This is a genomic window from Yinghuangia aomiensis (assembly GCF_039542225.1).
GTDB classification, from domain to species: domain Bacteria; phylum Actinomycetota; class Actinomycetes; order Streptomycetales; family Streptomycetaceae; genus Yinghuangia; species Yinghuangia aomiensis.
Map to the genome: position 1 here is coordinate 1 of NZ_BAABHS010000016.1, position 26,697 is coordinate 26,697.

The 26,697-nt window shown below is 73.1% G+C and carries 21 protein-coding genes, 1 pseudogene and 1 riboswitch; of the genes and pseudogenes, 6 read left to right on the plus strand and 16 right to left on the minus strand.

The window, feature by feature from the left end; genetic code table 11:
- Positions 1 to 184 (minus strand): annotated as a pseudogene (locus tag ABEA93_RS22145) (IS982 family transposase); the annotation flags it as partial.
- A gap of 58 nt (positions 185 to 242) precedes the next feature.
- A complete protein-coding gene (locus tag ABEA93_RS22150; protein WP_345677424.1) occupies positions 243 to 1,346 on the minus strand; it encodes an ABC transporter substrate-binding protein in 1,104 nt (367 codons plus the stop codon).
- A gap of 260 nt (positions 1,347 to 1,606) precedes the next feature.
- Between ABEA93_RS22150 and ABEA93_RS22155 the strand changes: the two genes are divergently transcribed.
- Positions 1,607 to 2,452: a TIGR03619 family F420-dependent LLM class oxidoreductase gene (locus ABEA93_RS22155; protein WP_345677425.1), complete on the plus strand. Its 846-nt coding sequence runs from the start codon at positions 1,607 to 1,609 to the stop codon at positions 2,450 to 2,452.
- A 20-nt stretch (positions 2,453 to 2,472) separates the two neighbouring features.
- Positions 2,473 to 3,861 (plus strand): amidohydrolase family protein, encoded by a 1,389-nt coding sequence (locus tag ABEA93_RS22160; RefSeq protein ID WP_345677426.1) that lies wholly within the window; start codon positions 2,473 to 2,475, stop codon positions 3,859 to 3,861.
- Between the two features lie 63 nt (positions 3,862 to 3,924).
- On the opposite strand, the gene ABEA93_RS22165 is transcribed toward ABEA93_RS22160, so the two are convergent.
- The 3 genes from ABEA93_RS22165 to ABEA93_RS22175 form a co-directional block, all read right to left on the minus strand.
- The gene (locus ABEA93_RS22165) at positions 3,925 to 4,686 is read right to left on the minus strand and encodes an SDR family oxidoreductase (RefSeq protein ID WP_345677427.1); all 762 of its coding nucleotides are present in this window, start codon (positions 4,684 to 4,686) and stop codon (positions 3,925 to 3,927) included.
- Positions 4,687 to 4,837: 151 nt separating this feature from the next.
- Complete coding sequence (locus ABEA93_RS22170) at positions 4,838 to 6,139, minus strand: amidohydrolase family protein (protein WP_345677428.1); 1,302 nt, start codon at positions 6,137 to 6,139, stop codon at positions 4,838 to 4,840.
- A 56-nt stretch (positions 6,140 to 6,195) separates the two neighbouring features.
- Positions 6,196 to 6,831, minus strand: a complete 636-nt coding sequence (locus ABEA93_RS22175; RefSeq protein WP_345677429.1) for a TetR/AcrR family transcriptional regulator — start codon at positions 6,829 to 6,831, stop codon at positions 6,196 to 6,198.
- Positions 6,832 to 7,023: 192 nt separating this feature from the next.
- Between ABEA93_RS22175 and mug the strand changes: the two genes are divergently transcribed.
- A complete protein-coding gene (gene mug / locus ABEA93_RS22180; RefSeq protein ID WP_345677430.1) occupies positions 7,024 to 7,587 on the plus strand; it encodes a G/U mismatch-specific DNA glycosylase in 564 nt (187 codons plus the stop codon).
- A gap of 14 nt (positions 7,588 to 7,601) precedes the next feature.
- Here mug and ABEA93_RS22185 read toward each other — a convergent pair whose 3' ends face one another.
- From ABEA93_RS22185 to ABEA93_RS22200, 4 genes are all read right to left on the minus strand, one after another.
- Positions 7,602 to 8,510, minus strand: coding sequence for a poly-gamma-glutamate hydrolase family protein (locus tag ABEA93_RS22185; RefSeq protein WP_345677431.1), 909 nt, complete (start codon positions 8,508 to 8,510; stop codon positions 7,602 to 7,604).
- Positions 8,511 to 8,576: 66 nt separating this feature from the next.
- Positions 8,577 to 11,816 (minus strand): AfsR/SARP family transcriptional regulator, encoded by a 3,240-nt coding sequence (locus ABEA93_RS22190; protein WP_345677432.1) that lies wholly within the window; start codon positions 11,814 to 11,816, stop codon positions 8,577 to 8,579.
- Between the two features lie 84 nt (positions 11,817 to 11,900).
- Complete coding sequence (locus ABEA93_RS22195) at positions 11,901 to 12,659, minus strand: SDR family NAD(P)-dependent oxidoreductase (RefSeq protein ID WP_345677433.1); 759 nt, start codon at positions 12,657 to 12,659, stop codon at positions 11,901 to 11,903.
- Between the two features lie 169 nt (positions 12,660 to 12,828).
- Complete coding sequence (locus ABEA93_RS22200; RefSeq protein ID WP_345677619.1) at positions 12,829 to 13,401, minus strand: helix-turn-helix domain-containing protein; 573 nt, start codon at positions 13,399 to 13,401, stop codon at positions 12,829 to 12,831.
- A gap of 95 nt (positions 13,402 to 13,496) precedes the next feature.
- On the opposite strand from ABEA93_RS22200, the gene ABEA93_RS22205 reads away from it, so the two are divergent.
- A complete protein-coding gene (locus tag ABEA93_RS22205; RefSeq protein WP_345677434.1) occupies positions 13,497 to 14,432 on the plus strand; it encodes an EamA family transporter in 936 nt (311 codons plus the stop codon).
- A 57-nt stretch (positions 14,433 to 14,489) separates the two neighbouring features.
- Here ABEA93_RS22205 and ABEA93_RS22210 read toward each other — a convergent pair whose 3' ends face one another.
- The 4 genes from ABEA93_RS22210 to ABEA93_RS22225 all read right to left on the minus strand — a co-directional run bounded on the left by ABEA93_RS22210 (position 14,490) and on the right by ABEA93_RS22225 (position 19,213).
- The gene (locus ABEA93_RS22210; protein ID WP_345677435.1) at positions 14,490 to 15,347 is read right to left on the minus strand and encodes an SMP-30/gluconolactonase/LRE family protein; all 858 of its coding nucleotides are present in this window, start codon (positions 15,345 to 15,347) and stop codon (positions 14,490 to 14,492) included.
- Positions 15,348 to 15,419: 72 nt separating this feature from the next.
- Complete coding sequence (locus tag ABEA93_RS22215; protein ID WP_345677436.1) at positions 15,420 to 16,334, minus strand: glycerophosphodiester phosphodiesterase; 915 nt, start codon at positions 16,332 to 16,334, stop codon at positions 15,420 to 15,422.
- 140 nt (positions 16,335 to 16,474) lie between these two features.
- On the minus strand, positions 16,475 to 18,073 hold the full coding sequence (locus tag ABEA93_RS22220; RefSeq protein WP_345677437.1) for an acyl-CoA carboxylase subunit beta: 1,599 nt from the start codon (positions 18,071 to 18,073) through the stop codon (positions 16,475 to 16,477).
- 192 nt (positions 18,074 to 18,265) lie between these two features.
- Entirely contained in the window at positions 18,266 to 19,213 is a 948-nt protein-coding gene (locus ABEA93_RS22225; protein WP_345677438.1) for an NADP-dependent oxidoreductase, read from the minus strand.
- A gap of 251 nt (positions 19,214 to 19,464) precedes the next feature.
- On the opposite strand from ABEA93_RS22225, the gene ABEA93_RS22230 reads away from it, so the two are divergent.
- A complete protein-coding gene (locus ABEA93_RS22230; protein WP_345677439.1) occupies positions 19,465 to 19,971 on the plus strand; it encodes a GNAT family N-acetyltransferase in 507 nt (168 codons plus the stop codon).
- Positions 19,972 to 19,978: 7 nt separating this feature from the next.
- Here the strand turns inward: ABEA93_RS22230 and ABEA93_RS22235 are convergent, their stop codons facing one another.
- From ABEA93_RS22235 to ABEA93_RS22245, 3 genes are read right to left on the minus strand one after another with little or no spacing between them, the layout of a single operon-like run.
- Complete coding sequence (locus tag ABEA93_RS22235; RefSeq protein ID WP_345677440.1) at positions 19,979 to 20,914, minus strand: metal-dependent hydrolase; 936 nt, start codon at positions 20,912 to 20,914, stop codon at positions 19,979 to 19,981.
- A 34-nt stretch (positions 20,915 to 20,948) separates the two neighbouring features.
- Complete coding sequence (locus ABEA93_RS22240; RefSeq protein ID WP_345677441.1) at positions 20,949 to 22,760, minus strand: SDR family oxidoreductase; 1,812 nt, start codon at positions 22,758 to 22,760, stop codon at positions 20,949 to 20,951.
- Positions 22,757 to 23,695: a M24 family metallopeptidase gene (locus ABEA93_RS22245; protein ID WP_345677442.1), complete on the minus strand. Its 939-nt coding sequence runs from the start codon at positions 23,693 to 23,695 to the stop codon at positions 22,757 to 22,759. Before ABEA93_RS22245 ends, ABEA93_RS22240 begins: the two co-directional genes overlap by 4 nt.
- 249 nt (positions 23,696 to 23,944) lie before the next feature.
- Positions 23,945 to 24,174, plus strand: a riboswitch (cobalamin riboswitch).
- Positions 24,175 to 24,244: 70 nt separating this feature from the next.
- On the opposite strand from ABEA93_RS22245, the gene ABEA93_RS22250 reads away from it, so the two are divergent.
- On the plus strand, positions 24,245 to 26,674 hold the full coding sequence (locus ABEA93_RS22250; RefSeq protein ID WP_345677620.1) for a ribonucleoside-diphosphate reductase subunit alpha: 2,430 nt from the start codon (positions 24,245 to 24,247) through the stop codon (positions 26,672 to 26,674).
- Positions 26,675 to 26,697 lie beyond the last annotated feature (23 nt).

Below are 26,697 nucleotides of genomic sequence, written 5' to 3' on the forward strand. Positions count from 1 at the left end.
AGCGCCGCTCGGACGTGTAGCCGAGCAGCGCCGACATGACCGCCAGTGTGAGGAGTTCGGCGTCACTGAGCGTGGGTGCGATCCCGACTCTCGGGCGCGGCGGCGCCAGTTCCGGCGAAGCCTTCAGTGTGTCGTCGATCCGGGCATAGAGTGCAGTCGCGAGGGTGTCCATGTCTTGCGTCACAACACGACTTTGGGCGCCCTCGCTCCATGTCCGCAGGCAAACCCTTGGACTCATTCATCTAGTAGTCGTCGGTCGGGGCGAACAGGCCGGCGAACTCCAGTGCTCCGTTGCGGACCCGCCCGTAGTGCAGCCAGTCGCCCTTGAACAGCTGGTGGTCGTACGGTCCGCCCGCGATGTGCGTGTTCGGCCCGCCGGTGACCGCGGGCATGAACCGGATGCGCTCCAGGCCTTCCTTGACGCCCGGCCCGGTCAGGACGGTCGCCCGGTGCAGGGCTTCGGCGACGGCGGCGGCCATGTCGTAGGCGAGGCCGGGGATGGCGTTCGGCCACATCCACGGGTCCTCACCGTAGCGGGCCACGAAGCGTTCGTGGAAGCGGTGCATGCGCGGGTTCTCCGGGCACCACTGATCGATGCCCACCCAGCCTTCCAACTGCTCGAAGCCCCAGATGTACTGCATGAACGCGGTCGTCATGATGCGCGGCGGATCCCACGCGAGCTTCTCCAGCGCGGCGCGGACGGCGCCGGAGACGACGAGGCCGCCGTAGCCGAGCCAGGCCAGCGCGTCGGCGTCGGCGGCGCGCAGCACGGCGAGTTTGTCGGCGAGGGCGTCCGCGGTGGTGCCCGAGTCGACGGTTTCCACGGCGGCCACGGAGACGCCGAGGCGGCGGCATTCCTGGCGGAAGAAGCGGAAGTACTCCTCGCCGATCGGCGACCACGGCGCGAGCACCGCGACCCGCCGGTGGCCCTGGCGTTTCAGCCAGTTGACCATCAGCGCCGGGTCGCCGCCGACGTCGCCGTTGCCCATCCGGAAGCAGTATTCGCCGTGGAACGCGTCCGTCCCCGCCATGCTGATCAGCGGGACGTGCAGCGCGTTGGCGTGCTCGGCGAGCGCCATCGCCGAGTCGGTGTAGTTCGCGCCGGCGACCGCGAGGCAGCCCGCGTCGACGAGCCTGCGGAACGCGTCGACCCCGCCTTTCGCGGTGCCCTGCGGCAGGCCGGCGTCGTCTTCGAACAGGAACTCGTACCGGCGGTCCAGCACGCCGCGTTCGACGGCTTCGTCGAACGCCATGGTGATCTCGCGTTCGAACCGCTGCCATTCCATGCCGAGCCAACCGATCCGCACAGGTGCCAGCCGCAGCCAGCGGTCCTCGATCGATGTCACGGATACGCCCCCTTGCCGGGTTCGTCTGTCTTGCCGGTGACTGTCGGAATGCTCTGGGGCCGTCTCGGTGAGCGCATATTCGCTCTCCCGAAATGTCGAAATGCTAGCGAGCGAGCTGTAATCCTAGCGATGTCGTTTTGCGGGCTGTCAAGCATCCGCACGGATCCCACGGCCATTGCTCCTTGGTGCGTTCTTCGGTACGCATGATCGGGCTGCCCGATCCGCGGTGCGTCCGCGCTCGTGTCCCGGAGGTCCGCCGCGTGAAGTTCTGGGTCCCCCTCATCTGCCTGCCCACCGAGCAGTACCCGCCCCTCGCCCGCGCCGCCGAACGGCTCGGCTACGAAGGGGTCCTGGTCGCCGACCACCTCGCGATTCCGGAAGCGTTCGGGTCCGTCCACCCGTCGGGGGAGAACCCGTTCACCCACGAGACGGAGTTCCCCGACGCGGTCGCCGTCATCGCGTCACTGGCCGCGGTCACCACCCGGCTGCGCTTCATGACCTACGCCTACGTCCTGCCGCTCCGCGACCCGTTCACCGTCGCCAAGCAGTTCGGCACGCTCTCCGTGCTGTCCGGCGGCCGGGTCGCGCTCGGCGCCGCCGTCGGCTGGCTCGCCGAGGAATTCGCCACCGTGGGCGCGGATTTCCGCACCCGTGGCGCCCGCACCGACGAGATCCTCGCCGTCGCCACCGACTTCTGGGCCGACGGCCGCGCCGAACACCACGGACGCTTCCACGACTTCGGCCCCGCCGGCATGTTCCCCGCGCCCGCGGCGCCGCTGCCCGTGCTGATCGCCGGGAAGAGCGACAAAGCCCTCGAGCGCGCGGCCCGGCACGACGGCTGGCTCGGCATGAACTACGGCTTCGACGAGATCGAAGAACGCGTGGCCCGCCTCGCCGACCTCCGCAAGGCGGCCGGCGACAGCCGCCCCGACTTCGAGGTCTTCGCCATCGCCAACGCGATGCCGGAACCCGCCACCTACACACGCCTCGCCGAGCTCGGCGTCACCGCCACCGCCGCCATGCCCTGGCTGGTCGGCGACCCCACCACCGCATCGGTCGACGCCAAGATCGCCGCACTCGAAGCGTTCGCCGCGACCCACCTGTGACCGACGCCCCGGGAGGAACCGTGCCCACCGCCGAGCCCGCCGCACCCCGCCTCGCACACCCGGTCGTCGACGCCGACGGCCACATCGTCGAAGCGCTGCCCGTCCTCACCGACGTCATCCGCAAAGTCGCCGGCGACCACGCCGCCGACCACTTCCTCGGCTCGTCCGCCACCTACGCCTCCCGCAGCGGCACCGACCGGCTCACCGCCCTGACCGGCGACCAACGCCGTCTCGGGGCGTGGATCGCGCCGTGGTGGTCGCTGCCCGGCGACACCCTCGACCGCGCCACCGCGTTCCTGCCCGGACTGCTGTACGACCGCATGGACGCCATCGGGCTCGACTTCACCGTGCTCTACCCGAGCGTCGGCCTGGTCGCCGCCGGGCATCCCGACGCGGGCATCCGCACCGGAGCGTGCCGCGGGATCAACACGTACCTCGCCGACCTCACCGCGGGCCTCGGCGACCGGATGACCGCGGCCGCCGTCATCCCCACCCACACGCCCGACGAAGCGCTCGCCGAACTCGACCACGCCGTCGGGACGCTGGGCTTCAAGGCCGTACTCCTCAACAACGTCGTCGCCCGCACGGAACCGCAGCCCTGGTACGACGTGCTCGCGCTCGACAGCCTTCACGACTACGACCCCGTCTGGCAGCGCTGCACCGACCTCGGCGTCGCCGTCGCCGTCCACGCCCCCACCATGGGCATCGGCCTGCGCGGCTCCTCGACCCGCTACGCCTACAACCACATCGGCACCTTCGCCGCCGGCGGGGAAGCCTTCGCCAAAGCCCTGGTGTTCGGCGGCGTCGCGCACCGCTTCCCGCGCCTGAACTTCGCCTTCCTGGAAGGCGGCGCCACCTGGGGCGTCCAACTCGCCGCCGACCTCGCCGGACACTTCGACAAACGCGGCGGCCCGAACATCGCCGGGCTCGACCCGGCCCGTATCGACCCCGACCTGTGGGCCGACCTGTTCGCCCGGCACGGCGGCCCGTCCCTCGCCGAACCCGGCCTCGCCGCGGCGCTGCGCGGCCAGGCCGACAACCCGCCGCCCGAACTGGACGACTTCCGCGACTCCGGAATCCGGGAAGCCGCCGACATCGCCCGGCTCTTCGACGGCTTCTACTTCGGCTGCGAAGCCGACGACCCGCTCGTCGCCTGGGCCTACGACAACCCCCTCGGCGTCACCCTCAAACCCGTCCTCGGCTCGGACATCGGCCACTGGGACGTTACCGACATGCGCCACGTCGTCCACGAGGCCTACGAACTCGTCGAACGCGGACACCTGACCGCGGACCGCTTCCGGGCCTTCACCTGCGACGACCCGATCCGACTGCACGGGCGCATGAACCCGGAGTTCTTCGTGGGGACACCGGTGGCGGAGTATGCGGCCGGGTTGCTGGCCGACGGTTAGTTCGTCGCTCCGGCGGTCCGGTGGTTCGGTGGTCCGTTGCTCTGTTGGTCCATTGGCCCGCGGTCAGTTCGGTTGGCCGATCGGCCGGACGACCAGGGTGTTCACGTCCACGCCCGCGGGCTGGCCGATCGCCCACACGATCGCGTCCACGAGCCGGTCGGCGCCGATCATCGGACCTGCCGCCGCCGCGCCGCCCGGGCGCTCGTCCCAGAACGGGGTGAGCACCCGGCCGGGCGCGATCAGCGTCGTGCCGATGCCGTACCCGGTCACCAGCATCCGCACGTTCTCGGCAAGACCGGTCACCGCGAACTTCGTCATCGAATAGAGGTTCCCCGGCGTGTTCTTGAACCCGGCGACGCTGCCGACCAGCACGATCCGGCCCTGCGACTCCTTGAGCGCCGGGAGCGCCGCGCGCACCAGCAGCGCCGGGCCCAGCACGTTGGTCAGGACCATGTCCCGCCACTCCTCCGGGTCACCCGTCTCGACGTCGCCGCCGGTCGCGTAGCCCGCGTTCGCGATCGCGTAGTCGAGCCGTCCGAACACCCGCACGGTCTCCTCGACCGCCGCCGACACCTCGCCCCAGTCGCCCGCGTCCCCCGCGAACGTCAGCAGCGCGTCGGGCGCACCCAACTCGCGGGCCTCGTCGGCCAATGCGGCCAGCTTCTCCGCGCTGCGCCCGGTCGCCGCGACCCGGTGCCCGGCGGCGAGCAGCCGACGCACGGTCTCCGCGCCGATGCCGCTCGACCCGCCGGTGACGAAGGTGACCGGGGCCGTCCCCGCGCGGGCGGAGTCGGCGGACGCGTCGTCGTGGTGTGCCGTGGTCATGTGCTCCCCGAGTCCTGGTGGTCCGGTGCCGTGGTCCGGCGTCGCCGGGCGACGCCGGGGATGATCTCCCGACGCTAGATCGTCCAGGGCGGGGGAGTCCACGCCATTCCGCGGGCGCGGCGCTTCGCGGCCGCGGCGCCCGCTGCCCGGCTTACGCCCAAGGGCCGACCGTGCGGAAGGCGAACGGGCTGGCGCCCGCCGGGACCCGGTCCAGGGGCTCGCTGATCTCCTCGAACGTGGGCGCGCCGATCTCGTGCGCCGTCTTGGCGAGTTGCCCGGTGTCGAGGCCGTAGACGGCGGCCGCGGTGCCGCCGAGCATGGCGCGGACCGCGGCCTCGTCGAGCCCGGCGAACGTGTTGCGGATCGAGAGCTTGCCGTGCGCGACCGGTTCGCCGTACTGGTACGTGCCCTCCATGTGCGGGTAGTCCGACCCCCACATCACCCGGTCGGCGTACCCGTCGCGCACCGCGCCCACCGCCTCGGAACGGGAGAGGAAACTCGCGCCGATGTACACGTTGCGCCGCATGTAGTGGCTCGGCAGCTCCGGCACCTGCGCGGCCAGGGCGCGGTTGCCGCGGGTGGCGGACATGTGCACGGTGTCGAGTTCGGTGGCGGTGTACGGCCACCACTCGCCCGGCTGCTCGGTCAGCACCAGCGCCAGGTCCGGGTGCCGCTCGAACACCCCGGAGAAGACGAGGTGGTGCAGCGCGCGGCGGCTGTACCAGCCCCCGGACTCGATCTGCTGCAGGGCACCCAGCTCGGGACCGGCGAACAGCGTCGGATCGCCCGCCCCCGAATGCGTCGTCAACGGCATCCGCAACTCGGCGGCGGCCGCCCAGAACGGCTCCCACGACCGGTCGTTGTAATGCCGCAGCCACGGCCGCGGAGCCGGGAAGTTGACCCCGCCGAGGCCGTCCTCGCGGGCCCGGCGCAGCTCGGCGGTCGCGGCGTCGATGTCCCACATCGGCAGGTGCGCGAGCCCGACGTGCCGGTGCGGGGCATCGCGGCACACGTCGGCCAGCCACCGGTTGTAGATCCGGATGCCTTCCGCGGCCAGTTCGGGATTGTCGTTGGCGCCCAGCATCGACGTCTGGAACGGCACCGGCTGGTCGTTCTGGCTGCCGTGGAAGATCACTTCGGCGGCGACGCCTTCGCCGTCGAGATCCCGGCGGCGGGCGGCCGGATCGTGGTGCCCGTCGGTGAGCCGGTTGCGCCATGGACCGGCCGGGTCGATCTCCTCGCTGCGTTCGAGATAGCGCCCGCGCGACCGGTTCGGGTCGGCCACATAGGCGTCGAATGCGTCGAGGAGACCGGCGGGGCAGTAGGGGCGGAGGTCTTCGACGAGCCGGGGACCGATGTGGCAGTCGGCGGAGACGATGGGGACGGGGGCACCGACGGGCGTGCCGGGTGCTGCCGTCGTGCCGGGCGCTGCGGTGGCCGGGCCGGTGGTCATACGGATCTCCTTAGCAGCGGGGGGTGCTGGGCCTTGCTCGGTGTGCGTGGTGCCGGTTACGCGGATCCGGGTGCGGGCCGGTCCCCGGCGAGGGTGTCGAGGGCGCGGCGGACCATCGCGGGCAGGTCGCCGCGGGCGCCGTCGGCCGCCCACCGCTCGGCGACGTCGTCGAGCACGGCGACGACGGCGGTGGCGAGTACGCGGGCATCGTCGTCCGGCATCCGGGCGTGCTCGGCGATCGCGCCGGCGATGCCGTCCCGCCACCGGCCGAGCAGCCCGGCGGCCCGGCCGCGGAGCACCGCGGACCCGGCGAGCGCGCTGCGCGCGAGGGCCAGCCGACGGCGCGTCTCCGCATCCAACGGCGCCTGCGCCGCCAGCGCGGCCGCGATCGCCTTCAGCGGTGCCTCCCCGGCGGGCCGCGCCGCGATGGCGGCGCGCAGTGCCGGGATCCGGACGTCCTGCTCGGGAAACAGCAGCCCTTCCTTCGCCGGGAAGTACCGCGCCACGGTCGCGGACGACACCCCGGCCCGCGCGGCGATGTCCGGGACGGTCGTCGCGTCGTACCCGTCCTCGGCGAAGAGCGTCAGCGCGGCATCGACGATCGCCGCGCGCACCTGGAGCTTCTTGCGATCCCGCAGGCCCAAGGGAGCGGCGGGATCGAGGACTTCGGGGAGGGAGGGGAGGGGGAGCACACAGGAAATGATGGTCGACTATCAATTGAGAGTCAACCATCATAATTTCGGGACGCGGTGGGATGCGGTGGGGCGCGGCGCTTGGCTCGCCGAGGTTCGGCATTCCCCGACCGGGCCGCCCGCGACGGCGGTGGCGTTTTCGGCAGGGGAGCCCCCGTCGTGGGCCGGCGTCCGGTCGGGGAGACTGGGCGTGTGACTCAGCGCCATACCCGTGACGAACTCGCCGCCGCCGTCGGGCGGACCATCCCCGATGTCATCGGACCCGACCTGCGGGTGCTGTTCTGCGGGATCAACCCCGGGCTGATGTCCGCGGTGACCGGGCATCACTTCGCGCGGCCGGGCAACCGGTTCTGGCCCGCGCTGCATCGGGCCGGGTTCACTCCGCGGCTGTTTCGCCCCGACGAGCAGCAGGAACTCGTGGCGCTCGGCTACGGGATCACCAACGTCGTGGCCCGGGCCACCGCCGGAGCCGCGGAGCTGAGCGCGGACGAATACCGGGACGGCGGGAAGGTGCTGCGGGCCAAGGTGGCCGAGGTGCGCCCGGCCTGGCTTGCGGTGGTCGGCATCGGCGCGTACCGGACGGCGTTCGGGAAGCCGAAGGCCGTGCTCGGTCGCCAGCCGGACAAGCTGGGCGAGACCGGCGTGTGGGTGCTGCCGAACCCGAGCGGGTTGAACGCGCACTTCACCGTGGACACGTTGGCGGCGGAGTTCGCCAAGCTGCGCGATGCGGTCGTGGAGGAGGAGAGCGCGGGCTGAGTCGCGCCGCGTTCTCAGACGCGGGCGGGCACGTTCGCGTCCTGGTCGCGGGTGGCGATTGCCCTGCGGATTGCGCGGACGAACGCGTCGAAGGTCCCGGTCGTGTTCGAGGCGCGCGCGGCGACGGTGTTCTTGCCCGCGGCGAACATCGCGTCCCGGAGTCCGGCGGTCAGTTCGAGCTGGACGCCGCCGCCGGACAGCGTGCGGTTGACGAGGTTGTCGGCAGCCCGGCCGGCGAGGGACGGGACGTCGGCGCCGTCGACGACCCGGAAGCCCGCCGCTTGGAGGGCCGTCCGGGTCACGCGCCGGAACTCGGCGTCGAGGCCGCCGACCACGACGGCTTGGCCGTCGCCCGTGGCGCCCGCCTGCCTGGCCGTGCAGCCGTGCAACGACAGGGCCGTCCCGCTGCCGCCGGCCAGGGCCAGCGCCACCGGGTCGTCGCAATGCGTGGACGTCACGTGCAGGCGGGCGTTGCGGTTGGTCAGCAGCCCCTCGAACATCCAGTAGTCGTACGTCGGTCCCCCGGACGGTGTCAGGTCCGCGGGCCGGTAGCCGGCGACGGCCAGGCACAGTTCGGACGTGCCGCGTTCGATACCGCCGCCGTGCGGAGCCAGGACGGCCGTGCCCCCGAACGCCGGGCTGTTGCCCTGCGCGTCGTCGAAGGCCGCGTGCTTGCGGTAGCGGCGTGCCCAGTCGCGTCCCTCGCGCAGCGCGGGATCGGCGTACAAAGCGGTATTCGTGGGATACATGTCGCCGCCCGACCCACCGTCGTCGTCGCGCGGGGTGGTGTCGGCACCCTGGGCCGCACCCGTCGGCAATGCCGCGGTGCCGGTCGCCGCGCCGGTCACGCCGACTGCGCCCAGGACCAGCGCGTTTCGGCGCGTGAGCCGTCGGCTGCCGTTCCCGTCTTGCTCGCCTGTCATGGCGTCGTGCCTCTCCGCCCCGGGCGCCCACGATCGGGCACCGACCGCACCTTCGCGCGGCACCCGCTAACCGGCGCCGAACCGCGCCACGAACTCCACCACGTCGGTGCGCGGCACCGCCGCGCCCGCCGTGTACGCCGTCTCGAACTCGGCCGCCCCCAAGGCCGTCCGCGCCGCCGCCGTCACGCGCGCGACGTCCGGCTGTCCCGGGATCGCCGCGCCGCGCACCGCCGCGCCCAGCCCGAGCAGCGCCGCCGCCCCCGCCGCGTCGCCGTCGCGCGCGGCCGAGCCCGCCAGCGCCTCGATGCCGCACGCCGCGGACATGAAATTGCTGCGCGCGTACGTCATCTCCACCGTCGCCCAGGCCAGGCCGCGCGCCGTCCGGGTGTCCTCGTCCAGCTCCAACGCCGTCCAGGCCAGTTCCGTGAGGATGCCCGCGACCGATTCCTCACTGCCGAACGTGCTCGACGGACACTCCGCCAACGCCTGCTCCTGCAGCCGCCGCGCCTCGCCCGGATCGCCGGCGAGCCGAGCCAGAACCCCCAGCCCGCACCGCGCCCCGGCCGCGGTCATCGGGCGGCCGGTCCGCTGCGCCGACCGCATGGCGCGCTCGTAGTCCGCGCGCGCTCCCTCCGGATCACCGGCCCGCAGCCGCATGTCGCCGCGCCGCACCAGCAGGTCGTCGATGTCCTCGGTGATCCCGAGGCGGCCCATCATGTCCAGCGCCTCGTCGGTCAGCGCCAGCGCGCCCGTCAGGTCGCCCGACCAGTCCTCCAGGACCGCGAGCTGGTCGATCGAGTTCGCGATGCCCCACTGGTCGCCGATCTTCCGGAACCGGGCCAGCGACTCCTCGAACTCCGCGCGAGCCGCCGGAAGTTCACCGCCGTACAGGGCCATGAAGCCCTGTCCGATGTGCAGGATCGCCCGCGACCACGGGTCCTCGCCCATCAAGGCCCACGCCGGGTCCTGGCGGCCCGCGTCCGGGCCGACCGCCATCCCGACCATGACCCACATCTGCGGGCGACGCGGCTTGTGCGGCAGCGTGTTCATCAGCGGCAGTGCCCGCCCGAGCAGATCGGCGTGGGCGCCGGTCGCCGGGTCGACCGCGGGTATCGCGGTCATGAGGCACATCAGGTATTCCTCGGTCATGCCGTCCGGCGGCACCGGCCCGATCTTCCCGATGAGTTCGAGGTTCGGCACGGCCGCTTCGTAGCGCACGCCGCGCAGCCACCAGTACCAGGCCAGCGCCGCGCCGAGCCGCAGCGCGGCCACCGGGTCGGCGTCGACGGCCCACCGCACCGCGGCGCGCAGGTTCGCGTGATCGGCCCGCAGGCGGGCGAGCCACTCCAGTTGCTCGCGGGTCCGCAGATACGGCTCGGCGTGGTCGGCGAACTCCAGGAAGTAGGCCGCGTGCGCTTTCTCCAGCGCGGCGCGTTCCCCGGCCTCGTCGAGCCGTTCCGCGCCGTACAGCCGGATCGTCTCGAACATGCGGTACCGGTACGGTCCCGCGTCGTCCGGCCCGGACGGCTCTATCAGCGACTTGTCCGCGAGGTCCGCCAGCAGGTCGACGACCTCGTCCTCGTCGACCCCGCACACCCGCGCGGCCGCCTCGATCGTCGCCCCGCCCGGGAACACGGTCAGCCGCCGTGCCAGGGTCTGCTCGGCCTCGTCGAGGAGTTCCCAGCTCCACTCGACCACCGCACGCAGCGTCTGGTGCCGCGGCGCCGCGGCCCGGTCGCCGCGCGACAGCAGCCGGAACCGGTCGTCCAGCCGCGCCGCGACCTGCGCCAACGGCAGCGCACGCAGCCGGGCGGCGGCCAGTTCGATCGCGAGCGGCAGTCCGTCGAGCGCGTCGCACACCGCCTGCACGATCGGCACCGTGCCGGCGTCGAGCACGAAGTCGGGGCGCACCGCGGCGGCCCGGTCGGCGAACAGCCGCACCGCCGGCGACGCGAGGGCCTCGTCGGGCGAGGCGTCCGGCGCGGGCAGCGCCAGGCGCGGCACCGGGCACAGCGACTCGCCGGTGATCCCCAGCGCCTCGCGGCTCGTCGCCAGCACCCGCACGCCCGGGCACGCCGCCAGCAGGCGGTGCGTCAACCGCGCCACGTCGGCGACGACCTGCTCGCAGTTGTCCAGGATCAGCAGCAGCTCGCGCGTCGCGAGGCCGGTGATCAGCCGCTCGGTGTCGTCGTCGAACTGCCCGGGACCCGCGGGCATCAGGCTGCCGCCGCGCAGCCCGAGCGCGGACAGCACGGTCTGCGCCAGCTCGTCCTCGCGCCGCACCGGCGCCAAGTCGACGAAGCACACGTCGCCTTCGGCGCGCCGCCCGGCTTCCACGGACAGCCGGGTCTTGCCGGTGCCGCCCGGCCCGGTGAGGGTGATCAGCCGGGCCCGGCCGGACAGCTCGGCGATGCGCGCCAGTTCGGCGTCGCGGCCGACGAAGCTCGTCAGCGCGGCGGGCAGGCCGCGCCGTTCGGGGCCTTCGGGTGCGGTCGGGGCCGCCGGCTCCGGCGCGGCGGACGGGCCGGGTGCCGGTGCCGGGGAGGCCGTGGTCAGCGACGGTGCCGCGCGGAGGATGTCGAGGTGGAGGGCGGCGAGATCCGCGGACGGGTCGGTGCCGAGTTCGTCGGCGAGCAACCGCCGGGTGTCCTCGTAGACGGCGAGCGCGTCGGCCTGGCGGCCCGCCCCGTACAGCGCCCGCATGAGCTGCCCGACGAGTCGTTCGCGCAGCGGGTGTGCGGCGACGAGCTGCCGCAGTTCGCCCAGCACGTCCTGGTGGCGGCCGAGGGCCAGGTCGGCTTCGATGCGGTCGGCGAGCGCGTCCAGGCGGTGTTCTTCCCACGCCGCGGACCGCGCGGGCGCGAACGGCGCGTGCAGGATGTCGGCGAACGCGGGCCCGCGCCACAGCGCCAGCGCACTGCCCAGCAGCTCCGAGGCCTCCGCATGCCGTCCGGACGCCAACGCCTGCCGCCCGTCGCGCGCGAGCCGGGTGAACCGGTGCGCGTCGACCTGGTCGGGCGTCACCGACAGCCGGTATCCGGCGGCGTGGAACTCGACGAGCTTGTCGGTGCCCGCCTCGTCGCGCAGCCCGCGGCGCAGCCGGGACACCTGCGACTGCAGCGCGTTGGCCGCACCCGCGGGCGGCTCCTCGCCGTACAGCGCGTCGACCAGCGTTTCGGTCGGCACGATCCGCCCCGCGTCGAGCAGCAGCAGCGCCAGCAGCGAACGGACCCGCGGACCCCCGACCGCGACCGCGGTGCCGTCCTCGTGATGTGCCTCGACCGAGCCGAGAATGCCGAACAACATGCGGTGATTCTTCCGTACCGGGAGACGCCGCGGCACGCCACGTGCGCGGGCGGGCCGACCGCCCGCGCACGTGCCCGCCGCGGATCAGCCCGCGAACCAGCCGCCGTCGACCGGCATGATCGCGCCGTTCACGTACGAAGCGGCGTCCGACGCCAGGAACACCGCGACCGAGGCCATCTGCTCCGGCTCGGCCATCGCACCCGCGTTCATGAGCACGCCCGACAGGCGGCCGAAGCCGTCCTCGCTCATCGCCCCCTGCACGATGTTCGTGTTGACCCCGCCCGGGCAGATCGCGTTGCAGCGCAGACCCTGCTCCCGGTACATGTACGCGATGCTCCGGGTCAGACCAACCACGCCGTGCTTCGACGCGGTGTACGACGGCCCGCCGCAACCGCCGCGTATGCCCGCCTCCGACGCGGTGTTGATGATGCTGCCCTTGCTCGCCAGCAGGTGCGGCAGCGCGGCGCGCGCGACCAGGAACACGCCGGTCAGGTTCACCCCGAGGGTGCGCTGCCACTCGGCGAGCGAGATGTCCTCCAACAGGCCCATCGAGTCGAGGACGCCGGCGTTGTTGCACAGCACGTTCAGACCGCCGTACGTGCTCACGGCCGTCTCGACCATCGCCGCGACCGACGCCTCGTCCGCGACGTCGACCTGCACGGCCGTGGCGGTGCCGCCCGCCGCCTCGATCTCGGCGACCGTCTTGCCGGCCGTCTCGGCGGACAGGTCGGCCACGACCACGCGGTCGCCCTGGGCCGCGAACGCGGCGGCCATCGCCCGGCCGATGCCGGAGCCGCCGCCGGTGACCAGAACGGTGCGGCCGGACGCGGGGGAAACACTCATGATCGCTGCTCCTTGACGACGCGGTGACGTACCGGCAGAACCGGAGACGGCCGTTGCGGCCGCCGGGGTCGGCCGGGACCACGCTATGGCACGCAGTGCCATAAATGCACGCGTCGAGGCGCGGAAATTTGCGCGGCCGGGGGAGGCGGCGCTCGGCGCCCGGGAGCGGCTACTGCGGGGGCGGCACCGACACCACCAGGGTGATCCGCACCGGCGTGCCGCCGCCGTTGTGGTAGCCGTGCGCGACGTGCGACTCGAAGTGCGCGGTGGCGCCGGTCGGGACGGTGTAGGCGCGGCCGTCCAGCAGCAGCGTCAGCTCGCCCTCGTCGACCCGCACCAGCTCCGCGGTGCCCGGCGGATGCGGCTCCGAGTCGTGGCCCTCGCCGGGCATCAGCAGCCAGCTCCACAACTCCAGCGGACCGGGCGCCTCGGTGCCGCCCAGCAGCCGGCCTTCGCTGCCCGCCTCCGTCGACCACAGTGCGACGGACTCCTCCGCGGGCGTGATCCGCACCGCGGGCGTGTCCGAGTAGTCCAGCAGCTGCGCGATGCTGACGCCGAGCGCGTCGGCGACGCGCACCAGCGTCCCGATGCTCGGGTTCGTGCGGGCCTGCTCGATCTGGATGAGCATGCCGCGGCTCACGCCCGCTCGCGCCGCCAGCATGTCGAGGCTGAAGTCGCGCGCTTGGCGCAGCCGCTTCGTGTTGCGCGCGATCGACTGCGTGACCAGCTCCAGGTCGGGCACGGCACCGTCCAATATTGTGGCTGACATGGTCCACTGGAGTGCACTACTGTCCAGTGCACCGATCAGTTCACCGTACTGGACCGAGGGCTGGACCAATGACGATCGCGCTCGCGCTGCTCACCAGCGGACTGTGGGGACTCGCCGACTTCGGCGCGGGCCTGCTGTCCCGACGCGTGCCCGCCGCCCGCGTCGTCGTCTGCTCGCAAGGAGCCGCGGCCCTCGTCCTCGCCGTCGTCGTGGCGGCGACCGGCGCGTACACCGAAGCCGGACACCGGCTTTGGTACGCCTTCGCGGCCGGCTGCGTCGGCCCGCTCGCGCTGTTGTGCTTCTACTCGGCGCTCGCCCGCGGGCCGATGGGCGTGGTCTCGCCGCTGGCGACCGCCGGCGTCGCGATCCCCGTCGGCATCGGATTCGCGGTCAACGGCGAACGCCCCGGAGCCCTGCAGTACGCCGGAATCGCCGTCGCCATCGTGGGCATTGCCCTGGCGGGCGGCCCCCGTACCGGCGGAGCGCCGGTGCAGCGGACCACGATTCTGCTGACGCTGGGCGCGGCGCTCGGCTTCGGCACGGTGTTCGCCCTGATCGCGGAGGCGTCGGTGACGATCCCGGGGCTGTTCCTGGCGTTGCTGGTGCAGCGCACGGTGAACGTGGCGGTCGGGGGAGTGGTGTTGGTGGCGGGGGAGAGGCGGGGGCGCCGGCGGACGGCGGCACCCCTGGCGACCGGGACTGTGCCGGACGCGACCGCGATACCCGGGGACTTCTCCGACCGGGAAGGCTCCTCCCGGCGCGGCCTCGCGTGGTCCGCCCTCCCCGCCGTCGCCGTCGTCGGCCTGGTCGACACCGCCGCGAACGGGACCTACGCGTTGTCCACCCGGACCGGGCCGGTCACGGTGGCCGCGGTGCTGGCCTCGCTCTACCCGGTCGTCACGGCGCTCGCCGCGCGCGGAATCCTCAAGGAACGGCTCCTGCGCGCGCAGGCGGTGGGCGCGGGGCTGGCGCTGGCGGGAACGGTGCTGCTGGCGGCGGGGTGAGGCACCGACCGGCGGGGACGTACCGCCGGCCCGGCGCTCCGCACCGCCGCCCGGCTCCTACGGCCTCCCCGCCCCGGCCACGTCCACCCGCACCGCTTCGACTCGGCCCGCGCGGAGTTCGCGGGACTTGGCCGCGTCGCCGAGCGTGGCGGCGGTGACCAGGAACAGCGTGCGGCGGTCGGCGCCGCCCAGCACGCAGGCGATCGCGCGGCGCTCGCCGTCGAGTTCGACGGCCTCGGCGACGCCGCCGCCTTCGCGGACCCGGACGAAGCGGCGTGCGACGGGGCATGCGACCCAGACCGCGCCTTCCGCGTCGAGGCAGATCCCGTCGGGATGGTCGCCGTCGCCGAGCGGCGCGTAGACGCGGCGGCCGGACAGCGAGCCGTCGGGCGCGACGTCGAACGCGGTCAGCCGCCGAGCCGCGCTCTCCGCGACGATCAGCAGCGAGCCGTCGGGCGACAACGCCATCCCGTTCGCGCAGTGCAGGTCGTCGGCGACCGCGCGGGCCGTGCCGTCCGGGGCCACGCCGATCAGCGGCATCGGCTCGGGGCGGGAGCCGTGGCTGTGGAAGTCGTAGCCCATCTGCCCGACGTACGCGAAGCCGTCCGCGCGCACGACCATGTCGTTGACGTGGTGGCGGCCCAGCCCGTCGAGTTCCGCGTGCGTCGACCACGCCCCGTCGTGCAGACGCAGCACCCGCCGCTCGGCCATCGCGACGGCCAGGACGTCGCCGTCGGGGAGGAAGCCCAGCCCGGAGACCTGGTCGTCCGGGTACTCGGCAACCGGCGCCGCATCGGAGCCCGTCTCGTCGGACGACCACACTTGGTGGCCGAGCAAGTCGGAGAACCACAGCCTGCCGTCATGCCAGCGCGGGCCCTCGCCGAAGCACAGCCCGTCCACGATCGTCTTCCGCATGCGCACTTGCGTACCCGATGGTCCGTCAGATGAGAAGGCGCACCGGGGTGCTCGGCCGCGCATCGGCCCCCGTCAACGCGGCGTAGCGCTCGCCCCCGCCGGCGCAGCCCCCGCCTTCTCACCGGCGCACTGGCCCCGCCGCCACTCCACGTACGGCCCCACCTTGTTCGTCACGATCCCGTCGACGCCGGCCGCGGCGAGCGATGCCCAACGGTCGCGGTCGTCGACGGTCCACGCGTACACCTTCATGCCGGCCGCCTGCCACGCCCGGACCTTGTCCGGCGTGATCCGGTCGGCGCGGATGTTGAGGAAGCGGCCGAACCCGGCGGCGTCCGCGGGCGTCACGTCGTCCGCGGTGGTCAGGCCGGCCTGCACGGACGCGTCCGCCGCGTGCAGCGTCTGCAACGCCTTGCGCAGGAACGAGTGCACGATCACCGGAGCGCCCGAGCGCCGCAACACGTCCAGCAGCTTCGGTACTTGCGCCGGCGTCGGCACCGTCTTCAGTTCGACCAGCACCAGCGTCTTCGTCTTGGCGGCCATCGCCAGCACGCTTTCCAACGTCGGCACGTGCTGACCTCGTCCGGCGTCCAGTTCGGCGACCTCCGCCGCCGTCATCGAGGCGACGGCGCCCTGCCCGCGCGTGGTCCGGTCGACGGTGTCGTCGTGCATGATCACGGGGATGCCGTCACGTGTCCACTGGACGTCGAGTTCGATCGCCGGGGCACCCTCGGCGACCGCGCGCGTGAACGCGGCCATGGTGTTCTCGGGTTCCTCCGAACTCGCGCCGCGGTGCGCGGCGCCCGCGGGGAGCGTGCAGGGCGCGCCCGCGGGGCGGACCGGCACGGCCTTCGCCGTCAGTGTGGGCGCTACCGAACGCTCCGACGCGGCTTCCGGCGGATGGCCGGAATCCGGCTGCCAGTAGGCCACCCCTCCCGACGCCGCCAACACGCTTGCCGCAACCACAATCCCCACCCGACGTGCCTTCACGGCGGCAGGCTACCGGGCCCGCGGAGGTTCCCACCGAAGTCCGCGGGAGCCGTCCCGCCTACGGGTGGACACCCCGGCCGCGACGCCGATACCGACGAGGCGTCGGCGTCGCGGCAACCAACCGCGCAGGTCGGCACCGGTCAGGGGAGGTAACCCACACGAGTGACAGGGGTCGGCGGTTCGGCGGTGCGGGCGGCGGCGCGGTCGAGGCCGGCGAGCAGCGCGTTGCGCAGTTCGCGCGGGTCGATCACGTCGTCGTACGACAGCGAATTCGCCGAACGCCACGGACCCGACGACTCGTTCGCCACCAGCCGGTCCCGCGTCTCGGCGTCCTGCTTCGCCGTCGCGGCGCCCGCTGCGGCCGGAATCCCGCCGAGGGTCACGCCCGGAAGCGCATACGAAATCGTCTGCGCGTCGAACGGGTTCATCGCCATCACCGAACTACCGAACCCGAACGCCTTGCGCAGCGTCACGTGCAACTTCGGTACCCGCAGCCGGTGCTGGGCCGCGAACAGCCGTGCCGACGCGCGCAGAATCCCGGCGCGCTCGGACACCGTCCCGGCGAGCACGCCCGGGTTGTCGGCGAGGAACACCACCGGAAGGTGGAACGCGCCGCAGACTTCGACGAACCGCGCGGCCTTGCTCGCCGCGTCCGCGTCGATCGTCCCGGCCCGCACCGCGGGCTGGTTGGCGACGACCGCGACCGCGTGGCCGCCCAGGCGGGCGAACGCGGTCAGCACCGAAGCCCCGTACGCGGGCTGGATTTCCAGCACCGAACGCGCATCGAACACGGTGTCGAGCACGGCGTGCATGTCGTAGGGGCGCCGCGCGTCCGGCGGGATCAGGTCCAGGACCGCGTCGGTGCTGCGCGGCCCGGTGTCGGCATTGCCTTGCCCGGCACCCGCGAACGGCGGGTGCTGCCACGCGTTCGACGGCAAGTACGACAGGTAGCGCCGCACCAGCCGCAGCGCGGCCCGGTCGTCGGCGGCGGCGTTGTGCGCGACACCGCTGGCCACGCAGTGCACGTCGGTGCCGCCGAGGGTGAGCTTGTCGACCCGCTCGCCGATCGCCGCGGCGACCAGCGGGGGACCGGCGGTGAACAGCGCACCGGCGCCTTCGACCATGACCACGAAGTCGGACAGCGGCGCGGTGAGCGCGCCGTGGCCGGCCGAGGGGCCGGTCACCACCGCGACGGTCGGGACGACACCGGCGAGCTCGGTGAGCGCCTGGAGGTCGTTGGGGGACGCGGTGTGGCCTTGCAGCGCGTTCGTCGCCCGGTGCCCGGCGCCTTCGAGGAGCATCACCAGCGGCGCGCGTTCCTGTCCCGCGAGCCGCGCCAGCCGCGCCCGTTTCGCGGCGGCCGCGGGCCCGATCGACCCGCCCTGCACGGTGAAGTCCTCCGCGCCGACGAAGACCGGCCGCCCGTCGATCCGCCCCGACCCGGCCACGAACGCGTCGGACGGGGCGTCGGCGCCGCCGGCCAGCGTGCCCAGCTCGGTGAACGACCCGGGGTCGAGGAGCGCGTCGACCCGCGCCCGGGCATGCAGCCGCCCGGCGGCGGAGTAGCGGGCGACCTTGGCCGGGCCGCCCATGGCACGCGAGGCGGAACGGCGGCGCGTGAGGTCGTCGAGCAGCGGCTGCCAGTCGGCGCGGTTGCCCGAGGCGGGTGCCGGGCCGGAGGCCGCGGACGGGCCGGGCGCCGGACCCGGAGACTGCGCAGACGACGACACCTCGGACATGAGCACCCCGCAAGACGACGGACGGACGACGAACACGACCCGGCGCCGCCCCACCGCCCCGCCGCTCGCCATCCCGACGACACGCCGCCAAAGTCCTTGACTGAGTCATATCAAATGCGGGGGGAGACTTCAGCAGGGAGCGGGGAGAGCTCGGCCGGACGGCGCCCGCGAGCCGGGCGCCATCCCACCGCGTCAGACCAGAATGACCGTCTTCCCCCGAGCCCGGCCCGCCCGGTTCCGCGCCACCGCGTCCGGGGCGTCCGCCAGCGGGACCTGCGCGTCCAGGCGCACCGTCGCCCGGCCCGCGTCCACCTCCGCGGCCAACCTGGCCAGCAGGTCCGCGTCCGGGGCGACGACGAAGTTCACGCCTTCCACGCTCCGGGCGGCCAGGGACTGCGGGTCGGCGCTGTGCACCGTGCTGATCGCCACGCCGCCGTCCGCGACGAGCATCGCGTACTCGGCGAACTGCTCCGCGCCCGACGCCAGGTCGACCAGGGCTTCGACGCCGTCCGGGAACGCCTCGCGGAGTTGCTCGGTCGGCGGGCCCTCCTGCGCGTCCAGGGTCTCGGCCGCGCCGAGGGCGCCCATCTCGGTTTCGCCGACGCCGCGCGTCACCGCGACGACCCGGACGTCCCGCGCCGCCGCCAACTGGGTGACGAACGAGCCGACGCCGCCCGCCGCGCCGACCAGCAGCAGCGTCTGCCCGGGGCCCACCCCGCCCGCGTCCAGCAGCGACATCGCCGTCTGACCCGCGGTCGGCAGCGCCGCGGCCAGCGGCAGGGGCAGCGCGGCGGGGGCGTGCGCGATCACGCCGTCCTCGGCCGCGATCACGTACTCGGCATACGTGCCGTACGCGCCGACCGCACCCTGCTTCGGCTGCCCGAAGACCGCGTCGCCTTCCGCGAACCGCGTCACGCCCGGTCCCAGCGCCGCCACCTTGCCCGCGAAGTCCACGCCGTAGATCAGCGGGTACACCGCCTCGGCCTGGCCGCGCCCGGCCGCGTCCGCGAGCTTCCAGTCGAGCGGGTTGAGCCCCGCCGCGACCACCTTCACCAGCACCTCGCCGGGACCGGGCTCCGGCGCCGGCAACCGCATGAGTTCCGGTTCGCCCGCAGGCTTTGCGACGGCTACCGCGCGCACACTGTCCTCCTGGCCCGATCGAATGCCCCGGCCGGGCATCCGTCCGGATGCCCGGCCGTCCGCCGGAACGCGTCCGCGGCCGGCAGCGGCTTTGCGCCGATTGGCGGGGATGCCCCGAATGGTCGGCTGTCTCTGGCTCATGGTCACCGTGCCGCGCCCGATCGGCAACGCGAACACGCCGGAGGAGTGACCACAGTCACCCGCGGATCCGCCCCGGGGGCATGTCGGCGCGCCGCTCTACACTCGGCCGAATGACCGACGCGCCCCTCCCCGCCGAAGCCCGCGGCGAGACGCCGGCGGAAGACCCGGCCGATGCCTTCGACCTCCGCTCCGAAACCCCCTCCGTCGACACGTACCTCGCGCTGCGCCCGGCCTGCGGTCTCGGCGGCATGTCCCGCGAGGCCGCCGAGCGCGGACTGCCGAACACGCTGTACGGCGTCGTGCTGTACCACCGCGGCGAACCCGTCGGCATGGGGCGCCTGGTCGGCGACGACGGCTGCTTCTTCGTGGTCACCGACATCTGCGTGCTGCCCCGACACCAGGGCCTCGGCTTGGGCAAACGCATCATGGAAGCACTCAGCGAGGAAATCGACCGCCGCGCCCCCGACGCGGCTTACGTCTCGCTGATCGCCGACGGCGACGCGAAGTACCTGTACGAGAAGTACGGGTTCACCGAAACCGCCCCCGCATCGGTCGGCATGGCCCGCTACCCGCTCCGCAAGCCCTGGACCGACCGCGCACCGGGGCCCGCCGACTGACCGTGCGCTAAGCGCTCAACCGCCCCCGGCGCTCCGCCGCGCGCCGTTCCGCCTCCAGCGCGGCGGGCGAGGTCGCCAGGTAGTCGATCGCCGCCTGCGTCGACGCCTCGCCTTCCGGGTGGTACGACGGCACGAGATACCGCGGAATGGCCTTCACCAGCATCCAGTAGCTCGGCGCCACGCCCTCCGCCGACGCCCGCGCCATGTCCCGCAGCCGGTAGCGGGTGTCCGGGATCGTCGGGTCGTTGCGCATCAGATAGCTCGCGCCGATCTGCCACAGCCCCAGCAGGATCGGTGCCGTGAACGCCATGGCCTCCACCCGCCGCGCGTACCGCATCGGCCCGCCGAGGTGCTGGTACAGGTCGAACGCCACCGAGCGGTGCTCGACCTCCTCCGCACCGTGCCAGCGCAGCAGGTCGAGCATCATCGGATCCGCGCCGACGGCGTCCAAGGCCTCGGCCTCCAGCACCCACTTGCCGAGCAGGGCGGTGAAGTGCTCGATCGCGGCGATGATCGACAGCCGCACCCGCAGCCACTCGTGCTTCGGCATCGGCATGTACGGCTTGTCGCCCAGGAAGTCGAAGAAGAACCACTCCAGCCGCCGCGTGTACCCGCGCGTCTCGATGCCCTGCGCCCGCAAGTGGTCCAGCACCGCCGCATGCGAGTACGAGTGCACCGACTCCTGCCCCATGAACCCGCGCACGTCCTCGCGCAGTTTCTCGTCCGTGATGAACGGCAGGGCTTCCTTGTAGACCTGCACGAACCACTTCTCCCCGGCGGGCAGCAGCAGATGCAGGACGTTGATCAGGTGCGTCGTCGGCGCGTCCCCAGGGATCCAGTGGACGGGCGTGTCCGCCCAGTCGAAGGCCACCCGGCGCGGCCGGATCGGCGTATCGGACACGGACGCGGATCCGGATGCCGGCAAGCCCAGCGATGTGCTCATTACGCAAACCTCCACATGCCCGATCGGCGGCACGTCACTTCGGCAAGTCCACCCGCGCCAGTGCGCGCAGCACGCGCGGCGTGAACCGGGACGCGGCGCGCGCCGCATGCGCTTCCGGCGTCACCGGCTGCACCGCGGTGTTCTCCGCGACCGCGCGCAGGATCGCGTCGGCGACCTTCTCCGGCGGGTAGCCGCGCCGCTGGTACGCCTTGGTGGTCTTCTCCCGCAGCGAGCGCTCCTGCTCCGCGCTCGTCCCCGCGAACCGGGTCGCCCCGGTGATCCCGGTCGCCACGAACCCCGGGCAGACCGCCGTCACGCCGATGCCGTAGGCCGCGAACTCGGCGCGCAGGCACTCGCTCAGCATCAGCACCGCGGCCTTCGACGTCGAGTACGCCGGAAGCGACTTCGACGGCTGGAAGGCCGCCGCGGACGCGGTGTTCACGATGTGCCCGCCCTGCCCGCGCTCAGCCATCATCGCGCCGAACAGCCGGCACCCGTGGATCACGCCCCACAAGTTCACGTCGAGCGTGCGCTTCCATTCCTCGGGTGTGGTGTCCAGGAACGACCCCGCTATGCCGATACCGGCGTTGTTCACCACCAGGTCCGGAACCCCGTGCACGGCCCGCACCTTCTCCGCCAACTGCGCCATCGCGTCGGCGTCGGACACGTCGACCGCCTCCGGGTGCGCCCCGGCCGCGCCGAGCACCTCGCACAGGTCGGCGGTGCGTCCGGCGGTGGCCGCGTCGCGGTCCACCAGCACCAGCCGCGCGCCGGCTTCGGCCAGCGACAGCGCGGTCGCCCGGCCGATGCCGCTGCCCGCGCCCGTCACGACGGCGAGCTGGCCGGCGAACCGGCTGCGGTACGCGGCGGCGCGGCGTGCCCGGCGGCCCTTGGCGACCGCGACCGTCGCGGGCAGCGGCGCCGCGCCGCGGCCGGCCGGGTCGCCGTCGACGCGGTCGACGAACTCGGCGATCCACCGGGCGAGCAGGTCGGGGCGGGTGCGCGGGACCCAGTGCCCGCCGGAGACTTGGCGGCGCGTCAGGTTGGGGGCGAAGCGGTCGAGTTCGTCGTAGAGGCGCTTGGCGAGGAACTTGTCGCGGTCCGGCACCACGAGCTGCACCGGAATGTCCGTCGTGGCGTCGCGGCGCGGGGCGGCCATGCGGTGGCGCACGTTCGCGCGGTACAGCTTGGCGCCGAATGCGGCGTCCTCGGGCAGCGACGGTTCGGGTGCGCCGAGGGTCTTCTCGTTGCGGCGCATCATCGCGGGCCAGTGCTTGCCGAGGATGCCGCGCCAGGCGAGTTCGGGGGCGACGGGGACGTGCAGGGCGTACACGTACCAGGAGCGGAACATCTGCTCGAGGTTGCGCGACAGCCGCTTCGGTGTCGGCTTGGCCAGGCCCTCGCGGGTGACCAGGGCCAGGTGGTCGAGGCTCGGCCCGGAGATCGTGGTGAACGACGCGATGCGTCCGGCGATGCGCGGCGTGGTCACGAACTCCCAGGCCTGCACGGAGCCCCAGTCGTGTCCGACGAGGTGGACGGTGCCTTCGGGGGCGACCGCGTCCAGGACGTCTTCGAAGTCGTCGGCAAGCCGCTGGAGGACGTAGGCGGAGGTGGCGTCGGGACGGCTGGATCCGCCCGCGCCGCGCACGTCGTACGCGACGATGCGGAACCGGTCGGCGAGGCGGGCGGCGACGTCGCCCCAGATCTCCTTGGTGTCCGGGTAGCCGTGCACCAGGACGACGGTGGGGCCGTCGGCGCGGCCGGCTTCCACGGCGGCCAGGCGGACCCCGTCGGGCGTTTCGACGTCGAAGCGGCGGGCGCCGGGCAGGTCGTGCAGCGCGCTCACGCGGCGGCCTCCTCGGTGACGGCGGACAGGTCGGCGGCGGTGCCGGCGGGAGCCGGGAATCCGGCCCCGGTGCCGGTGAGTTCGGCCCCGTACAGGCCGCGGTCGGCCCAACGGTGCACGTGCGGGAGGTCGTCGTCGAGCCAGTACGCGTCGCCGTCCTCGGTCACCACCAGCAGTTCCTCGAACTTGGCGCCGACGCCGCGGAATCCGAGGTGTGGTTCGACCGCCCAGAGGCCGGGTGTGGCCGGGTGGCCGGAGCTTTTGCGCGGGTTCCACAGCGGCGACCAGCCCTCGCGGTGGCCGCGGATGCCGTCCTTGAGCAGGCCGCGCAGGGCGTTCTGCCCGAAGCCGAAGGCGTGCGGGCGCAGCCGGGCGTCGGCGACCTTGCCGACGCGGTGCGCGATGACGCCGAACGGGTAGGCGCGGTGCCGGTTCTCGTAGCCCTGGCGGGCCATCAGGGCGTCGACGTCGAGGTAGATCTGGCGTAGGGTGCGGCCGGCGCGGACGGCCTCGACGATGAAGGCGCGGTGGGTGGCCAGGTCGTCGAGGAGCCGGTCGACGACCGGGTTGGGGCCGAGGGAGCTGGCGTACCCGATGTCGGCGGTGTAGCCGTTGTGGACGGGTGCGGCGTCGAGGATGAACGGCATGCCTTCGGTGAGCCGCAGGTTCGTGGGGAAGAACTGCAGCGGCACCTTGAAGCCGGTGAACGCGGTGCGGTCGCCGAACCAGGCGAACGGCAGGTGCAGCCAGTCGCGGACGCCGCGGTCGGTGAGCCACCGCCGCATCATCGCCGCGGCCTCGCGCTCGGTGGTGCCCGGGCGCAGTTCGGCCGCGACCGCTTCGGCGCAGTCGTACGCGAGGCGCTGGACGGCGCGGTAGCCGTCGATGCCGGCGCCGGTCGTGCCGGCCGGTGCATCCGTGAGCGGGGTCGCCATGCGGGACCGCCTTCCCGGGGGTCGGGCTGTGGGGGACGAAAGTGAGGCGCAGAAAGGGAGGAGCATCGGGTGTTACCCCGGGTAACATACCCGGGAGTAGTCCCGGGCGGAAGACCCTTCCCGAGAGGCCGACCTTCGCGACACGCCGGACACAACCACTAGGGGTCGCACGCGGCCTCACCCACTACATATATGCTCCTGCTCGCAGCTGGTTCGCCCGCTCCAAGCAGTCGGAGCGGGCGGCGAAAAGGAACTGATGCCCCGTCAGGTGGCATTTGCGCCTTGGGAAGAGGGAACCCGGTGCGAAACCGGGACTGCCCCCGCAGCGGTGAGCGGGAACGACCGCCGTCACCAAGCACTCCGGGCCCGCGCCCGGGGGAAGCGACGGCCACTAGGACCTCCGTACCCCGGCACACCTCCGTGTGCCGCAGTCCGGCATGCCCGCAAGTCCGAAGACCTGCCAGCCGCCCGTACGCGCCGCACTGTCCGCGAGCGCGCACGGTGGTCACCGCACGTTCAAGCTCGCGAGGAGAGAGCCCCGTGACCGTCATGGACAGCGCGATTCCGCGCGCCCAGACTCGCCCGGCCGAAACCGGCACGCCGCACAACCCCGGTCCGCAGACCGGCACCGCACCCGACGCCGGGCCCAAGGCCGACGCGCTGCACGCCGCCGTCCGCGCCCTCGCGGCCGACCTGTCCGACACCGACCCCGCCCGGGTCGCCGACCGCGCCCTCGCCGGCCTCCACGCGGGCGGCACCGCCGCCGACCTCGACGCCCTCGCGGTCCGCACCGCCGCCGAACTCATCGCCGAGGAACCCGAGTACTCGCGTCTCGCCGCGCGCCTCCTGGCCCGCACCATCGCGGCCGAAACCGCCGCGCACGGCATCACCGCCTTCAGTGACGGCATCGCCCTCGGCCACCGCGAAGGCCTCATCGGCGACACCACCGCCGACTTCGTCGCCGCGAACGCCGCCGCCCTCGACGCCGCCGTCGACACCGCCAACGCCGAGGGCGCCGACCGCCGCTTCGAGTACTTCGGCCTGCGCACCGTCTACGACCGCTACCTGCTGCGCCACCCTGTGCACCGCACCGTCGTGGAGACCCCGCAGCACTTCCTCCTGCGCGTCGCCTGCGGCCTCTCGCGCACCGCCGAGGAAGCGATCGCCTTCTACCGCCTCATGTCGTCGCTGGCCTACCTGCCCAGCTCGCCGACGCTGTTCAACTCCGGCACCCGCCACACCCAGATGTCGTCCTGCTACCTGCTCGACTCACCGCAGGACAACCTCGAATCCATCTACGACATGTACGGCCGCATCGCCCGCCTGTCGAAGTTCGCCGGCGGCATCGGCGTCGCCTGGACCCGCGTCCGCTCCCGCGGCGCGCTCATCCGCGGCACCAACGGCCACTCCAACGGCATCGTCCCGTGGCTCAACACCCTCGACGCGTCCGTCCAGGCGGTCAACCAGGGCGGCCGCCGCAAGGGCGCCGCCTGCGTCTACCTCGAACCGTGGCACCCCGACGTCCTGGAGTTCCTCGAACTCCGCGACAACACCGGCGAGGAAGCCCGCCGCACCCACAACCTCAACCTGGCCAACTGGATCCCCGACCTGTTCATGCGCCGCGTCGAGGAAGACGGCGTCTGGTCGCTCTTCGACCCGAACGAGCTGCCCGAACTCCCCGACCTGTGGGGCCCGGCCTTCGACGCCGTCTACGAACAGGCCGAACGCGACGGCCGCTACGTCCGCCAACTCCCGGCCCGCGAGCTGTACGCCCGCATGATGCGCACCCTCGCGCAGACCGGCAACGGCTGGATGACCTTCAAGGACGCCGCCAACCGCACCTGCAACCAGGCCGCCGAACCCGGCAACGTCGTCCACCTGTCGAATCTCTGCACGGAGATCCTCGAGGTGACCAGCGACGGCGAAACCGCCGTCTGCAACCTCGGCTCCGTCCAGCTCGGCGCGCACGTCGCCGACGGCGGCCTGGACTGGGACAAGCTCCGCGCCACCGTCCGCACCGCGGTCACCTTCCTCGACCGCGTCATCGACATCAACTACTACCCGACCGGGCAGGCCGCCGCGTCCAACCCGCGCTGGCGCCCCGTCGGCCTCGGCGTCATGGGCCTCCAGGACGTCTTCTTCCGCCTCGGCCTGCCCTTCGACTCCGCCGAAGCCCGGGAAATCTCCACGCGCATCGCCGAAGAGATCTACCTGACCGCGCTGGAAACCTCCTGCGACCTCGCCGCCGCGGCAGGCCCCCACCCGGCGTTCGCCGAGACGCACGCCGCCCGCGGCCGCCTGCAGCCCGACCTGTGGGACGGCGCCACCCCGGCGCAGACCGCCCGCTGGACCGCGCTGCGCACCCGCGTCGCCGCGCACGGCCTGCGCAACTCGCTGCTCGTCGCCGTCGCCCCGACCGCCACGATCGCGTCGATCGCGGGCGCGTACGAGTGCATCGAGCCGCAGGTGTCCAACCTGTTCAAGCGCGAGACCCTGTCCGGCGAGTTCCTCCAGATCAACACGTACCTGGTCCGCGAACTCAAGGCCCGCGGCCTGTGGACCGCCGAGATCCGCGACCGCATCAAGCGCGCCGAAGGCTCCGTCCAGGACATCACCGAACTGCCGGACGACATCCGCGCGCTCTACCGCACCGCGTGGGAACTTCCGCAGCGCGCGCTCATCGACCTGGCCGCGGCCCGCTCGCCCTACATCGACCAGTCCCAGTCGCTCAACCTGTTCATGGCCGACCCGACCATCGGCAAGCTGTCGTCGATGTACCGGTACGCGTGGTCGACCGGGCTCAAGACCACCTACTACCTGCGGTCCCGTCCCGCGACGCGGATCCAGCAGGCGACCGTGCCGGCCGCCGGCGGCTCCGGCGGCGCCTCGGCCGCGGCCCCGGCCGCCCTGCCGCTCGCCGACGAATCCGTCATCGCCTGCTCCCTGGAGAACCCCGAAGCCTGCGAGGCCTGCCAGTGACCCCGACCGCATCCGTTACGGCG